19 protein-coding genes are annotated in these 13,662 nt (G+C 59.6%); all 19 read right to left on the bottom strand.

All coding sequences use genetic code 11. From position 1 onward, the window contains the following. Positions 1–4 precede the first annotated feature (4 nt). The 19 genes from rplE to recQ all read right to left on the bottom strand — a co-directional run bounded on the left by rplE (position 5) and on the right by recQ (position 13,511). Positions 5–544 carry a 50S ribosomal protein L5 gene (gene rplE, locus AB3X86_RS29655; protein WP_176110099.1) on the bottom strand — a complete coding sequence of 180 codons (540 nt, stop codon included), beginning with the start codon at positions 542–544 and terminating at the stop codon, positions 5–7. Between the two features lie 16 nt (positions 545–560). After that, positions 561–869 carry a 50S ribosomal protein L24 gene (rplX, locus tag AB3X86_RS29660; protein WP_008923340.1) on the bottom strand — a complete coding sequence of 103 codons (309 nt, stop codon included), beginning with the start codon at positions 867–869 and terminating at the stop codon, positions 561–563. A 9-nt stretch (positions 870–878) separates the two neighbouring features. Next, entirely contained in the window at positions 879–1,247 is a 369-nt protein-coding gene (rplN, locus tag AB3X86_RS29665; protein WP_006998478.1) for a 50S ribosomal protein L14, read from the bottom strand. Between the two features lie 290 nt (positions 1,248–1,537). Then, a complete protein-coding gene (gene rpsQ / locus AB3X86_RS29670; RefSeq protein WP_007180129.1) occupies positions 1,538–1,810 on the bottom strand; it encodes a 30S ribosomal protein S17 in 273 nt (90 codons plus the stop codon). Further along, the gene (rpmC, locus tag AB3X86_RS29675) at positions 1,807–2,001 is read right to left on the bottom strand and encodes a 50S ribosomal protein L29 (RefSeq protein ID WP_007180130.1); all 195 of its coding nucleotides are present in this window, start codon (positions 1,999–2,001) and stop codon (positions 1,807–1,809) included. Before rpmC ends, rpsQ begins: the two co-directional genes overlap by 4 nt. A gap of 10 nt (positions 2,002–2,011) precedes the next feature. Beyond that, positions 2,012–2,428: a 50S ribosomal protein L16 gene (gene rplP, locus AB3X86_RS29680; protein WP_008923342.1), complete on the bottom strand. Its 417-nt coding sequence runs from the start codon at positions 2,426–2,428 to the stop codon at positions 2,012–2,014. Between the two features lie 2 nt (positions 2,429–2,430). Further along, entirely contained in the window at positions 2,431–3,237 is an 807-nt protein-coding gene (gene rpsC / locus AB3X86_RS29685) for a 30S ribosomal protein S3 (protein WP_176110098.1), read from the bottom strand. Positions 3,238–3,248: 11 nt separating this feature from the next. Continuing rightward, positions 3,249–3,578 (bottom strand): 50S ribosomal protein L22, encoded by a 330-nt coding sequence (gene rplV / locus AB3X86_RS29690; protein WP_007730533.1) that lies wholly within the window; start codon positions 3,576–3,578, stop codon positions 3,249–3,251. 12 nt (positions 3,579–3,590) lie between these two features. Beyond that, positions 3,591–3,866 carry a 30S ribosomal protein S19 gene (gene rpsS / locus AB3X86_RS29695; protein ID WP_006998484.1) on the bottom strand — a complete coding sequence of 92 codons (276 nt, stop codon included), beginning with the start codon at positions 3,864–3,866 and terminating at the stop codon, positions 3,591–3,593. Positions 3,867–3,876: 10 nt separating this feature from the next. Continuing rightward, the gene (gene rplB, locus AB3X86_RS29700) at positions 3,877–4,704 is read right to left on the bottom strand and encodes a 50S ribosomal protein L2 (protein ID WP_008923344.1); all 828 of its coding nucleotides are present in this window, start codon (positions 4,702–4,704) and stop codon (positions 3,877–3,879) included. A gap of 2 nt (positions 4,705–4,706) precedes the next feature. Then, positions 4,707–5,021 (bottom strand): 50S ribosomal protein L23, encoded by a 315-nt coding sequence (gene rplW, locus AB3X86_RS29705; protein WP_008923345.1) that lies wholly within the window; start codon positions 5,019–5,021, stop codon positions 4,707–4,709. Continuing rightward, the gene (gene rplD / locus AB3X86_RS29710; protein ID WP_008923346.1) at positions 5,018–5,638 is read right to left on the bottom strand and encodes a 50S ribosomal protein L4; all 621 of its coding nucleotides are present in this window, start codon (positions 5,636–5,638) and stop codon (positions 5,018–5,020) included. Before rplD ends, rplW begins: the two co-directional genes overlap by 4 nt. After that, positions 5,638–6,297: a 50S ribosomal protein L3 gene (rplC, locus tag AB3X86_RS29715; protein WP_176124239.1), complete on the bottom strand. Its 660-nt coding sequence runs from the start codon at positions 6,295–6,297 to the stop codon at positions 5,638–5,640. Before rplC ends, rplD begins: the two co-directional genes overlap by 1 nt. Positions 6,298–6,496: 199 nt before the next feature. Beyond that, positions 6,497–6,808, bottom strand: a complete 312-nt coding sequence (gene rpsJ / locus AB3X86_RS29720; protein ID WP_006998489.1) for a 30S ribosomal protein S10 — start codon at positions 6,806–6,808, stop codon at positions 6,497–6,499. A gap of 127 nt (positions 6,809–6,935) precedes the next feature. Continuing rightward, positions 6,936–8,126 carry an elongation factor Tu gene (tuf, locus tag AB3X86_RS29725; protein WP_013090760.1) on the bottom strand — a complete coding sequence of 397 codons (1,191 nt, stop codon included), beginning with the start codon at positions 8,124–8,126 and terminating at the stop codon, positions 6,936–6,938. A 48-nt stretch (positions 8,127–8,174) separates the two neighbouring features. Beyond that, positions 8,175–10,277 carry an elongation factor G gene (gene fusA / locus AB3X86_RS29730; protein ID WP_013090761.1) on the bottom strand — a complete coding sequence of 701 codons (2,103 nt, stop codon included), beginning with the start codon at positions 10,275–10,277 and terminating at the stop codon, positions 8,175–8,177. Between the two features lie 133 nt (positions 10,278–10,410). Continuing rightward, entirely contained in the window at positions 10,411–10,881 is a 471-nt protein-coding gene (gene rpsG, locus AB3X86_RS29735; RefSeq protein WP_006053291.1) for a 30S ribosomal protein S7, read from the bottom strand. Between the two features lie 181 nt (positions 10,882–11,062). Continuing rightward, complete coding sequence (rpsL, locus tag AB3X86_RS29740; RefSeq protein ID WP_006053290.1) at positions 11,063–11,443, bottom strand: 30S ribosomal protein S12; 381 nt, start codon at positions 11,441–11,443, stop codon at positions 11,063–11,065. Positions 11,444–11,663: 220 nt separating this feature from the next. Beyond that, positions 11,664–13,511 carry a DNA helicase RecQ gene (gene recQ, locus AB3X86_RS29745; RefSeq protein ID WP_368598744.1) on the bottom strand — a complete coding sequence of 616 codons (1,848 nt, stop codon included), beginning with the start codon at positions 13,509–13,511 and terminating at the stop codon, positions 11,664–11,666. Positions 13,512–13,662: the final 151 nt, after the last annotated feature.

Genomic DNA, 13,662 nt, shown 5'->3' on the forward strand with positions numbered 1-13,662 from the left:
AACCTCAGTTTCTGAACGGGAACTTGAAGCCGGCGAGCAGAGCCTTTGCTTCGTCGTCAGTCTTCGCAGTCGTCGTGATGCTGATGTTCAGCCCACGCAGTGCGTCGATCTTGTCGTAATCGATTTCGGGGAAAATGATCTGCTCTTTCACACCGATGTTGTAGTTGCCGCGACCATCAAACGCCTTACCCGACACGCCACGGAAGTCGCGCACACGGGGGAGCGCAACCGTCACGAAACGGTCGAGGAATTCGTACATTGCCTGGCCACGCAGCGTGACCATGGCGCCGATCGGATAGCCCTGACGGATCTTGAAGCCAGCAATTGCCTTGCGCGCCTTCGTGATCACCGGCTTCTGACCTGCGATCTTCGTCAGATCGCCAACCGCGTTTTCGATGATCTTCTTGTCAGCGACGGCTTCACCAAGACCCATATTCAGGGTGATCTTGGTGATGCGCGGTACTTCCATCACGGACTTGTAACCGAACTTCTCGATGAGGCCGGGTACAACCTTTTCTTTGTAAAACTCTTGCAAACGAGCCATTTTTTACTCCGCAGCGTCAGGCGCTCAGCACGGCACCGGTCGTCTTCAGGAAACGGACCTTCTTGTCTCCTTCGACCTTGATGCCTACACGCGATGGCTTGCCATTCGCGTCGACCAATGCGACGTTCGAAATTTGCAGCGGCATCGTCTTGGCTTCCACGCCGCCCGTCGTACCCTTCATCGGGTTCGGCTTGACGTGCTTCTTGACGAGATTGATGCCCTCGACGGTCACGGTCTCGCCGTGAACGGCCAGCACAACGCCACGCTTGCCCTTATCTTTGCCAGTGATGACGATAACTTCGTCACCCTTGCGAATCTTGTTCATCGCGACTCCTTACAGCACTTCAGGCGCCAGCGAAACGATCTTCATGAATCGTTCGCTACGCAACTCGCGCGTGACTGGCCCGAAAATACGGGTGCCGATCGGTTCGAGCTTGGTGTTGAGCAACACAGCTGCGTTGCCGTCGAACTTGATCAGCGAGCCGTCCTGGCGGCGCACGCCCTTGGCGGTGCGAACCACCACGGCGTTGTAGATTTCGCCTTTCTTCACGCGCCCGCGCGGCGTTGCCTCTTTGACGGTCACCTTGATGATGTCGCCAATGCTGGCATAACGACGCTTCGAGCCGCCGAGCACCTTGATGCACATGACTTCACGTGCACCCGTGTTGTCGGCCACTTCAAGCCGAGTTTCGGTCTGGATCATGGTTTATCTTTCCCAACTTAATCCGGTCACACCACCATGGTGCTTCCCGGTCAGTCTTGGTCCCGTCAGCCGATCGGCTGCTTGGGTTAGAACAGCAGCGACGGCAAACGAAACCCGCCATCGCAATCCGGTGAATCCTTCGGTACAGGCTGGCGCCCGGACCGCTTCCCCCACCAACTTCGCCCGCGACGGGGCTCCCATAAAGAGGGAAGACCGAGATTATATCAAATAATCCCGGTCTTGCAAGCGAAACTTACTGCGATTTCAACTACTTCTACTGCTTTGCGACATCAGATGACGCGAGCAGCCTCGACCAGGCGAGCCACAACCCAAGCCTTCGTCTTCGAAATCGGACGAGTTTCCTGGATCTCAACGAGGTCGCCCTCGTTGTACGTGTTCGCGTCGTCATGCGCGTGGTACTTCTTCGAACGCACGACGTACTTGCCGTAGATCGGGTGCTTCACGCGGTGCTCGACCAGCACGGTAACCGTCTTGTCCATCTTGTTGCTGACGACCTTGCCGACCAGCGTCCGCTTGAGCGAGGTTTTTACGCTATCGTTCATTTCTGGTTCGCCTTCTCAGTCAGGACGGTCCGCACACGTGCGATGTCGCGACGAACCTTCTTCAGCTGGCTCGTGTTCGTGAGCTGCTGGGTCGCGAGTTGCATGCGCAGGCCGAATTGCGCCTTCAACAGGTCCGACAGCTCCTTGTTGAGCGCGGCCTGATCTTTCTGGTGAAGTTCGGAAGCCTTCATCATTTGCTCCTTAGGCGCCGAGCTGACGCACGATAAACGTCGTCTTCAGCGGCAGCTTCGCTGCAGCCAGACGGAACGCTTCGCGCGCCAGTTCTTCGGTTACGCCGTCCATTTCGTACAGCATCTTGCCCGGTTGAATCTCAGCGACGTAGTACTCTGGGTTACCTTTACCGTTACCCATACGAACTTCCGCCGGCTTGGTCGAGATCGGCTTGTCCGGGAAGATCCGGATCCAGATGCGGCCACCGCGCTTGATGTGACGCGTCATTGCACGACGCGCCGCTTCAATCTGGCGCGCGGTCAGACGGCCACGACCGACAGCCTTCAGGCCGAACTCACCGAACGACACCGCGTTGCCGCGGGTAGCAACGCCGGTGTTACGACCTTTCTGCTCTTTGCGATACTTTCTGCGTTTCGGTTGCAGCATCGTTATTCTCCAGTCTTCCCGTCGCCGCCGGTACCGCCAGCACGACGAGGAGCGCCACGGCGCGCACCTGCCGGGCCACCACCTTCACCATCACGACGCGGACGGCGATCGCCACCCGGACGTGCGTTGCGGCGCGGACGCTTTTCTTCGGCGACTTCTTCGACCACCGGTGCGTCATTGCGGCCGAGCGTATCGCCCTTGTAGACCCACACCTTCACGCCGATGATGCCGTACGTCGTCTTTGCTTCCGACGTTGCGTAGTCGATATCTGCACGCAGCGTGTGAAGCGGCACGCGACCTTCGCGGTACCATTCCGTGCGAGCGATTTCGATACCGTTCAGACGGCCTGCGCTCATGATCTTGATGCCTTGAGCACCCAGACGCATCGCGTTCTGCATCGCACGCTTCATCGCACGACGGAACATGATCCGGCGCTCGAGCTGCTGCGTGATCGAATCAGCGATCAGTTGCGCGTCGGTTTCCGGCTTGCGAATTTCTTCGATGTTGACGTGAACCGGAACGCCCATGCGCTTTTGCAGCTCGGACTTCAGCAGTTCGATGTCTTCACCCTTCTTACCGATCACGACACCCGGACGCGAGCTGAAAATCGTGATACGCGCGTTCTTTGCAGGACGCTCGATCACAACGCGGCCGACGGACGCGTTTTTCAGCTTCTTCTTCAGGTACTCACGAACACCGATGTCTTCCTGCAACATCGCCGCGAAATTGTTGTTGTTCGCGTACCAACGCGAAGCCCAATTGCGGCTGACGGCCAAACGGAAGCCAGTCGGATGAATTTTCTGTCCCATCGTATGACCCCTTAATTCCCGACCGTCACAGTGATGTGACAGGATTGCTTCTCGATGCGGTTACCACGGCCCTTGGCGCGCGCGGTAAATCGCTTCAGCGATGCTGCCTTGTCGACGTAGATGCTCGTGATCTTGAGCTCGTCGATATCGGCACCTTCGTTGTGCTCCGCATTCGCGATCGCCGACAGCACGACCTTCTTCACGATTCCCGCAGCCTTCTTCGGCGAGAACGTCAGAACGTTCAGCGCCTTGTCGACCGGCAAACCGCGGATCTGGTCAGCCACAAGGCGCGTTTTTTGCGCCGAGATGCGGGCACCGCGATGAATTGCTTTCACTTCCATCTTGATTGCCCCTTATTTCTTGGCCTTCTTGTCGGCCGCGTGACCCTTGAACGTACGGGTCAGTGCGAACTCGCCAAGCTTGTGGCCGACCATGTTTTCCGTGACATACACCGGAACGTGTTGACGGCCATTGTGAACGGCGATCGTCAGACCGATGAAGTCCGGCAGGATCGTCGAGCGACGCGACCAGGTCTTGATCGGTTTCTTGTCACGCGATGCTGCAGCCGCCTCAACCTTCTTCAGCAAATGGGCGTCGCAGAACGGACCTTTCTTAATAGAACGTGCCATTGCCTACTCCTTAACGCTTGTGACGGCGCTGGACGATCATGCTCGTCGTGCGCTTGTTGCTGCGGGTACGATAGCCCTTCGTCGGCGTGCCCCACGGGCTCACCGGATCGCGGCCTGCCGCAGTCTTGCCTTCGCCACCACCGTGCGGGTGGTCGACCGGGTTCATTGCAACGCCACGCACCGTCGGGCGGATGCCCCGCCAGCGGTTCGCGCCCGCCTTACCGATTTGACGGAGGCTGTGCTCTTCGTTGCCCACTTCTCCGATCGTCGCGCGACATTCAACGTGCACGCGGCGGATTTCGCCCGAACGCAGACGAACCTGCGCGTAGACGCCTTCGCGAGCGAGCAGCATCGCCGACGTGCCAGCCGAACGCGCCATTTGCGCGCCCTTGCCCGGCAGCATTTCGATGCAGTGAATCGTCGTACCGACCGGAATGTTGCGGATCGGCAGCGTGTTACCTGCGCGGATCGGCGCTTCCGAACCCGACATCAGTTGCTGACCGACGGTGACACCCTTTGGAGCGATGATGTAGCGGCGCTCGCCGTCTGCGTACAGAACCAGCGCGATGTTCGCGCTACGGTTCGGGTCGTACTCAAGACGTTCGACCTTTGCCGGAATACCATCCTTCGTGCGACGGAAGTCGACGACACGATAGTGATGCTTGTGACCACCGCCCTTGTGACGCGTAGTGATGTGACCGTTGTTGTTACGGCCGGCGGTCGACGACTGCGTGTCGAGCAGTGCCGCAAACGGCTTGCCCTTGTGCAGTTCTTTGTTGACCACCTTGACCATCGCGCGGCGGCCCGGCGAAGTCGGCTTAACTTTCACGATTGCCATGATTACTTGGCCTCCGCTTCAAAGTTGATTTCCTGGCCGGGCTTCAGGCAGACGTACGCCTTCTTCACGTCTTTGCGCTTGCCCATGAAGCGGCCAAAGCGCTTGGCTTTGCCCTTCGCGACCAGCACGTTGACGGAGTCGACTTCCACCTTGAACAGCAGCTCGACTGCAGCTTTCACTTCCTGCTTCGTAGCATCCGGCGCGACTTCGAACACAACCTGCTCGTTCTTGTCGGCAACCAGCGTCGCCTTTTCGGAGACCACCGGCGCGAGCAGGACCTGCATCAAACGATGATCGTTCTTGCGAATCTCGCTCATGACAGCAACTCCTCGATCTGGGCGACCGCAGCCTTCGTGATCAGGACTTTCTTGAAGTAGATCAGCGACAGCGGGTCGGCGTAACGCGGCTCGACAACCGCCACGTGGGCGAGATTGCGCGACGCGAGGTACAGGTTTTCGTCAACCGTGTCGGTAATCACCAGCACGGAGTCGAGACCCATCGCCTTGAATTTTTCGGCCAGCAGCTTCGTCTTCGGCGCCTCGAGCGTCAGCTCGTCGACCACCGAGATGCGGCCTTCGCGGGCCAGCTGCGAGAAGATCGAGCAGAGACCTGCGCGATGCATCTTCTTGTTGACCTTGTGCGAAAAGTTTTCTTCCGGCGAATTCGGGAAGATGCGGCCACCGCCGCGCCACAGCGGGCTCGACGACATACCGGCGCGGGCGCGGCCTGTACCCTTCTGGCGCCACGGCTTCTTGGTCGTGTGCTTGACCTGCTCACGATCTTTCTGCGCGCGGTTGCCGCTACGGGCGTTCGCCTGGTACGCAACCACCACCTGGTGAATGAGGGCTTCGTTATAATCGCGGCCGAACACGACGTCCGACGCGCTAACGCCCGCACCTTCCTGACCATTGGCATTCAGGAGCTTAAGTTCCATTATTTCGCTCCTTTCACGGCACGCGTCTTCACGGCCGGCGTAACGAATACCTTGCCACCCTTCGCACCCGGAACGGCGCCCTTGACCAGCAGCAGCTTGCGGTCAGCGTCGATACGAGCGATTTCGAGGTTTTGCACCGTTACCTTCTCGTCACCCATGTGACCAGTCATGCGCTTACCCGGGAAAACACGACCCGGATCCTGCGCCATACCGATCGAGCCCGGCACGTTGTGCGAGCGCGAGTTACCGTGCGAGGCACGGCCCGACGAGAAGTTGTAACGCTTGATGGTACCGGCGTAGCCCTTACCGATCGACACGCCTTGCACGTCGACCTTCTGGCCCACTTCGAACAGCTCGGGACCAACTACGGTGCCGTTCGACAACTCGGCAGCCTTAGCGGGGTCGATCTGAAATTCTTTGAGGATTTCACCGGCTTGAACGCCGGCTTTGGCGAGATGACCTGCCAACGGCTTCGTCACGCGCGATGCGCGGCGCGTACCGAAGGCAACCTGCACGGCCGTGTAGCCGTCGGTTTCAACAGTCTTGATCTGCGTCACGCGGTTGTCGGACACGTCCAGCACGGTGACGGGAATCGAATCCCCCTCAGCCGTGAAGATACGGGTCATGCCAACCTTGCGACCTACGAGTCCAAGGCTCATCGTTTTCTCCATTCCCGACTGCGATTGGTCGGGGCTAATTTACAAAATGTCGGCGCCGTTTCGGGCATGAGACCATGCTGCAGCACACCGACTTTTTACGCAAATGCGCGAAAAGCTCACTAGTATAGCGAGCCTTTTCGTTTTCCGCAAGCAATCAAAGACTTAGCGCTGCCCGGATCGCCGGACAAGGGCTGAAGCCTTATTGCAGCTTGATTTCAACGTCGACGCCAGCCGGCAAATCGAGCTTCATGAGCGCATCAACGGTCTTGTCCGTCGGGTCGACGATGTCCATCAGACGCTGGTGCGTGCGGATTTCGAGCTGATCGCGCGACGTCTTGTTGACGTGCGGCGAACGCAAAATGTCGAAGCGTTGAATGCGGGTCGGCAGGGGCACCGGGCCACGAACGATTGCGCCAGTCCGCTTCGCCGTGTCGACGATTTCAGCTGCCGATTGATCGATCAGGCGATAGTCGAAAGCCTTCAGGCGGATGCGGATTTTCTGGTTCTGCATGACAAATTCCTTGGAAAGAGCGAGGCGATATTGCACCGCCGAGTAGAAAAAGAACGTAGGCTCGGGTGCTTGCGGAGAGCGAGCGCCCGAGCCCGGGCGCTACATACTGCTACAGCAATCTGCGATTTTACTCGATGATCTTTGCGACGACACCAGCGCCGACCGTACGGCCACCTTCGCGGATTGCGAAGCGGAGGCCTTCTTCCATCGCGATCGGGTTGATCAGCTTCACCGTGATCGACACGTTGTCGCCCGGCATCACCATTTCCTTGTCCTTCGGCAACTCGATCGAGCCCGTCACGTCCGTCGTACGGAAGTAGAACTGCGGACGGTAGTTGTTGAAGAACGGCGTGTGACGGCCGCCTTCGTCCTTGCTCAGCACGTACACTTCAGCCGTGAAGTGCGTGTGCGGGTTGATCGAACCCGGCTTGGCCAGAACCTGACCACGCTCCACGTCTTCACGCTTCGTGCCGCGCAGCAGGATACCAACGTTGTCGCCGGCCTGACCCTGATCGAGGAGCTTGCGGAACATTTCCACACCCGTGCAGGTCGTCTTGGCCGTTGCACGGATGCCGACGATCTCGATTTCCTCGCCGACCTTGATCACGCCACGCTCGACGCGGCCCGTCACCACCGTGCCACGACCCGAGATCGAGAACACGTCTTCCACCGGCATCAGGAACGAACCGTCAACCGCGCGCTCCGGCGTCGGGATGTACGTGTCCAGCGCGTCGGCCAGGTTCATGATCGCCACTTCGCCCAACTCACCCTTGTCGCCTTCCAGCGCCAGCTTGGCCGAACCCTTGATGATCGGCGTGTCGTCGCCCGGGAAGTCGTACTTCGACAGAAGTTCGCGAACTTCCATCTCGACGAGCTCCAGCAGCTCAGCGTCGTCCACCATGTCGCACTTGTTCAGGAACACGATGATGTACGGAACACCAACCTGACGCGCCAGCAGGATGTGCTCACGCGTTTGCGGCATCGGGCCGTCAGCAGCCGAGCACACCAGGATTGCGCCGTCCATCTGCGCCGCACCCGTGATCATGTTCTTCACGTAGTCAGCATGGCCCGGGCAGTCAACGTGTGCGTAGTGGCGGTTAGCCGTTTCGTACTCGACGTGCGCGGTGTTGATGGTAATGCCGCGCGCCTTTTCTTCCGGCGCCGCGTCGATCTGGTCGTACGCCTTCGCTTCGCCGCCAAACTTCTGCGTCAGAACCGTCGTGATCGCTGCCGTCAGCGTGGTCTTGCCGTGGTCAACGTGACCGATCGTGCCCACGTTCACGTGCGGCTTGGTCCGTTCGAATTTACCTTTAGCCATGTTTCTCTTCTTTCAGTAAGTTAATCGTTGAATGACTTTGCCGCGCGATTACTTCGACTTCGCGTTGATGATCGCTTCCGACACGTTGCGCGGAGCTTCAGCGTAGTGCTTGAACTCCATCGTGTACGTTGCACGACCCTGCGTCAGCGAACGCAGCGACGTCGAGTAGCCGAACATTTCCGACAGCGGTACTTCGGCGCGAACGATCTTGCCGCCACCAACCATGTCTTCCATGCCCTGGACGATACCGCGACGGCCCGACAGGTCGCCCATCACGTTGCCCATGTAATCTTCCGGCGTTTCGACTTCCACAGCCATCATCGGTTCGAGGATGACCGGGCTTGCCTTACGCATTGCTTCCTTGAACGCCATCGAACCGGCCATGCGGAACGCATTTTCGTTCGAGTCAACGTCGTGGTACGAACCGAACGTCAGGTGAACCTTCACGTCAACGACCGGGAAGCCTGCCAGCACACCAGCCTTCAGCGTTTCCTGGATACCCTTGTCGACTGCCGGAATGTATTCACGCGGAATCACGCCGCCCTTGATCTCGTCGAGGAACTCGTAACCCTTGCCTTGTTCGTTCGGCTCGAGCGTGATGACTGCGTGACCGTACTGACCGCGGCCGCCCGACTGCTTGACGAACTTGCCGTCAACGTCAGCCGCCGTGCTGCGGATCGTTTCGCGGTAAGCCACCTGCGGCTTGCCGACGGTCGCTTCCACGCCGAATTCACGCTTCATCCGGTCGACCAGAATTTCGAGGTGCAGTTCGCCCATACCCGAAATGATCGTTTGACCCGATTCTTCGTCCGTCTGAACGCGGAACGACGGATCTTCCTGGGCCAGGCGGTTCAGTGCCAGACCCATCTTTTCCTGGTCAGCCTTGGTCTTCGGCTCGACAGCCTGCGAAATCACCGGTTCCGGGAAAATCATGCGTTCGAGCACGATTGGGTTCTGCGGATCGCACAGCGTGTCGCCCGTGGTCGCCTCTTTCAGGCCGACCGCGGCAGCGATGTCGCCTGCGCGCACTTCCTTGATTTCTTCGCGCTGGTTCGCGTGCATCTGCAGAATACGACCCAGACGTTCCTTCTTGTCTTTGGTCGCGTTCAGCACCGTGTCGCCCGAATTGACGACGCCCGAGTACACTCGGAAGAAGATCAGCTGGCCGACGAACGGGTCGGTCATGATCTTGAATGCCAGTGCCGAGAACTTTTCGTCGTCGGCCGCGCGGCGCTCCGCCTTTTCACCGTTTTCCAGTTCGCCGGTAACCGGCGGAATGTCGATCGGCGACGGCAGGAAGTCGAGCACGGCGTCCAGCATGCGCTGCACACCCTTGTTCTTGAACGCGGTGCCGCACAGCATCGGCTGGATCTCGCAAGCGATCGTACGGTCGCGCAGACCCTTGATGATTTCCTCTTCGGTCAGTTCGCCCGACTCGAGGTACTTGTTCATCATGTCTTCGTTCGCTTCAGCCGCGGCTTCGACCATCTTTTCACGCCATTCGTTGCACGTGTCGACGAGTTCTGCCGGGATGTCTTCGTACGAGAACTTGGTACCTTGGGACGCGTCGTCCCAAATGATCGCCTTCATCTTCATCAGATCGACGACGCCCGTGAAGTTCTCTTCCGCGCCAATAGGCACGACGACCGGAACCGGGTTCGCCTTAAGACGCAGCTTGAGCTGGTCGTAGACCTTGAAGAAATTCGCCCCGGTACGGTCCATCTTGTTGATGAACGCGAGACGGGGAACCTTGTACTTGTTAGCTTGACGCCACACGGTTTCCGACTGGGGCTGCACACCGCCCACAGCGCAGTACACCATGCACGCGCCATCGAGCACGCGCATCGAGCGCTCGACTTCGATCGTGAAGTCGACGTGACCCGGGGTGTCGATGATGTTGATGCGGTGCTCGGCGCGGTCGCCCGCCATGCCCTTCCAGAATGCCGTGGTAGCAGCGGAAGTAATCGTGATGCCGCGTTCCTGTTCCTGCTCCATCCAGTCCATGGTGGCAGCGCCGTCGTGAACTTCACCAATCTTGTGGTTCACGCCCGTGTAGAACAGAATGCGCTCGGTCGTCGTCGTTTTGCCGGCGTCGATGTGAGCGCTAATACCGATGTTACGGTAGCGCTCGATAGGAGTCTTGCGAGCCACTTTGATCCTCTATTGGGATGGCGCGATGCGAGAGATACCCATCGCGCTGTAACACAAACGGGCGAGGCGCCCTTGAAGCGCACCCGCCCGGAATTTCTTTCCGTTATTCCGCTAAACCCGGGGTCGGGAAAGCTTAGAAACGGAAGTGCGAGAACGCCTTGTTGGCTTCTGCCATCCGGTGAACTTCGTCGCGCTTCTTCATCGCGCCGCCACGGCCTTCGGCCGCTTCGGAGAGTTCACCTGCCAGACGCAGGGCCATCGACTTCTCGCTGCGCTTCTTCGCGGCTTCACGCAGCCAACGCATCGCCAATGCCATACGACGCGACGGGCGCACTTCGACCGGAACCTGATAGTTCGCACCACCAACGCGGCGGCTCTTCACTTCGACCACCGGCTTGACGTTGTTGAGCGCCACCGTGAACACCTCCAGCGGGTCCTTGCCACCCTTGGTCTGGATCTGTTCGAAAGCGCCGTACACGATACGCTCGGCGACCGACTTCTTGCCGGAGAGCATCAGGACGTTCATGAATTTTGCTACATCAACGTTGCCGAACTTCGGATCCGGCAACACTTCCCGCTTGGGGACTTCGCGACGACGCGGCATGTTTCTTCCTTTACCTTTTCAGTTGGAGCTGATTGCAGCCCCGCGGCCACCAACTAACCCGATTCATCCGTAAGACTAACCAGCCTGGTCGGGTGACCACTTACTCGATAGCACCGGCGACTCCGGCACCATCGCTATTACCGCCTTTGCAGGCGACCTGAAACTACGATTGACGGGCTAATTACTTGCCAGCCTTGGCACGCTTCGCACCATACTTCGAGCGAGCCTGCTTACGATCCTTGACGCCTTGGGTATCCAGCGAGCCGCGAACCATGTGGTAACGCACACCCGGCAAGTCCTTCACACGGCCGCCGCGAATCAGCACGACCGAGTGTTCCTGCAGGTTGTGGCCTTCACCACCGATATACGAAATGACTTCGAAGCCATTCGTCAGGCGAACTTTGGCGACCTTACGGAGTGCCGAGTTCGGCTTCTTCGGCGTCGTGGTGTACACACGGGTGCACACGCCGCGACGCTGGGGGCAGTCCTGCAAGGCCGGGCTCTTGCTCTTCGTCGTTTCGGACGTGCGGCCTTTGCGAACCAGTTGATTGATGGTTGGCATTGTTTATTCCTGAAATTGAACAAAATCGACGCATCTGTTTCCGGGCAAAGCGGAAACGCCTGCGCATCGAACTTCCGGTTGGCCTACCTGCGCACGAACTGAAGCCGCGCGCACGCATGCCAAGAACCGGAACCTAGCATAATATTCCGAAAATACTAAGGGAGTCAACAGGTTGCGATGTTTCGCATCCCTGTCAATCCGGCGAAACAGCCGGATGAGGTCAGTCGGCAGCTACGACGCTTAGCAATTCGTAACCGAAACGGTCAAGTTTACGGGCGCCCATGCCAGGAATCCCACGCAGATCCTCGATCGAATCCGGGCCGAGACGGGCGATTTCCGCAAGCGTCGCGTCATGGAAAATCACATAAGCCGGCACGCCGTCGCTTTTCGCGGTTTCGGTGCGCCACATGCGTAGACGCTCCCAGCGGGCGCGCTCGCGAGGGCCCATGCCGATGGTCGGATCGGCGCGTTCGCTCGTACGCCCCGCCGATTGACGCGTGCGTGTGGGCTTGACGTAGCGCCGCATCGTCACCTTCTGCTCGCCCTTTAGCACCGGCTTGCTCGCCTCCGTGAGCACGAGCGAACCGAAGCCCTCGTGGTCGACAGTCAGGTAGCCGAATGCAACTAGCTGACGGAAGATCGCACGCCACTCCGGCTCACCGAGCGCTGCGCCGATACCAAACGTGGTCAGCTTCTCGTGCCCGCGCTGCAGGATTTTCTCGCTGCGGTTGCCGCGCAAAATATCGATCAGATGTCCGGCGCCAAAATGAAAGCCGCTCGCGCGCTGCGCGCGAAACACGCACGACAGCGCCATCTGAGCCTCGCGCGTCGCATCCCAGGTCGGGGGCGGCTCGAGGCAGTTGTCGCAGTTGCCGCACGGTTGGCTCGTTTCGCCGAAGTACGCGAGCAGGCGCACCCGTCGGCAGGTCGCGGTTTCGCACAAACCGAGCAGCGCATCGAGCTTGCCGGTCTGGACGCGCTTGTGGGCGTCATCGGCTTCGGATTCGTCGATCATCTTGCGCTGCTGCACGACGTCGCCGAGCCCGTAGGCCATCCACGCATTCGACGGCAGCCCGTCCCGGCCCGCGCGGCCGGTCTCCTGGTAGTACCCTTCGACGCTCTTCGGCAAATCGAGATGGGCGACGAACCGCACGTCGGGTTTGTCGATGCCCATGCCGAACGCGATCGTCGCGCACATCACGATGCCTTCCTCGCGCTGGAACATTTCCTGATGCTTCTGGCGCACTTCGAATTCCATGCCGGCGTGGTATGGCAGCGCGCGCATGCCCTTTTCCTTCAGCCAGTCGGCGGTCTCCTCGACCTTGCGGCGCGACAGGCAATAGACAACGCCCGCGTCGGTCGTGCCGTCGGCCTTCATATGCTCGGCGCGGATGAAGTCGAGCAGCTGCGTACGTGCGTTGTCTTTTTCGGCAATGCGATAGCGAATGTTCGGCCGATCGAAACTCGACACGAACACGCGCGCATCCTCGAGCGCGAGACGGTGGATGATTTCGTCGCGCGTGATCGCGTCGGCGGTCGCCGTCAGCGCAATGCGGGGCACATTCGGAAAGCGCTCGTGCAGCACCGACAGCTGGATATATTCGGGCCGGAAATCGTGTCCCCATTGCGACACACAGTGCGCTTCGTCGATCGCGAAAAGACCGATGCGCGTGCGCTCGAGCAGTTCCTGGAAGCGCGACGTCATCAGCCGCTCCGGTGCAACGTAGAGCAGATCGATGTCGCCGTCGCGAAGCGCCCGCTCGGTGGCCATCGCCTCCGCGCTCGACAGCGTCGAGTTCAGGTACGCGGCCCGCACGCCGACTTCGGTCAACGCGGCCACCTGATCCTGCATCAACGCGATCAGCGGCGACACCACGATGCCGGTGCCAAAGCCGCGTTCGCGCCGCACCAGCGACGGAATCTGATAGCACAGCGATTTGCCGCCGCCCGTCGGCATCAGCACGAGGCAATCGCCGCCATCGGCGACGTGCTCGACAATTTCGCCCTGCTGCCCTCTGAACGCGGGATAACCAAAGACTTCGTTGAGGATTTCGAGCGGACGGGACATGTATTTGACAGAGACGGCGAAGGGAACGGCACGCAGGCGGTGAGACGAATTTTACCAACGCATTCGCGCCGCGCCCGCGCTTTGCGACAACCTTGGCCATCCGGCCTAGGGATGCGCCGGCGCCTGGCACCGATGCACGCGCAAAAATGAG

This window comes from Paraburkholderia sp. BR14374, assembly GCF_040948685.1.
Lineage (GTDB): Bacteria > Pseudomonadota > Gammaproteobacteria > Burkholderiales > Burkholderiaceae > Paraburkholderia > Paraburkholderia youngii.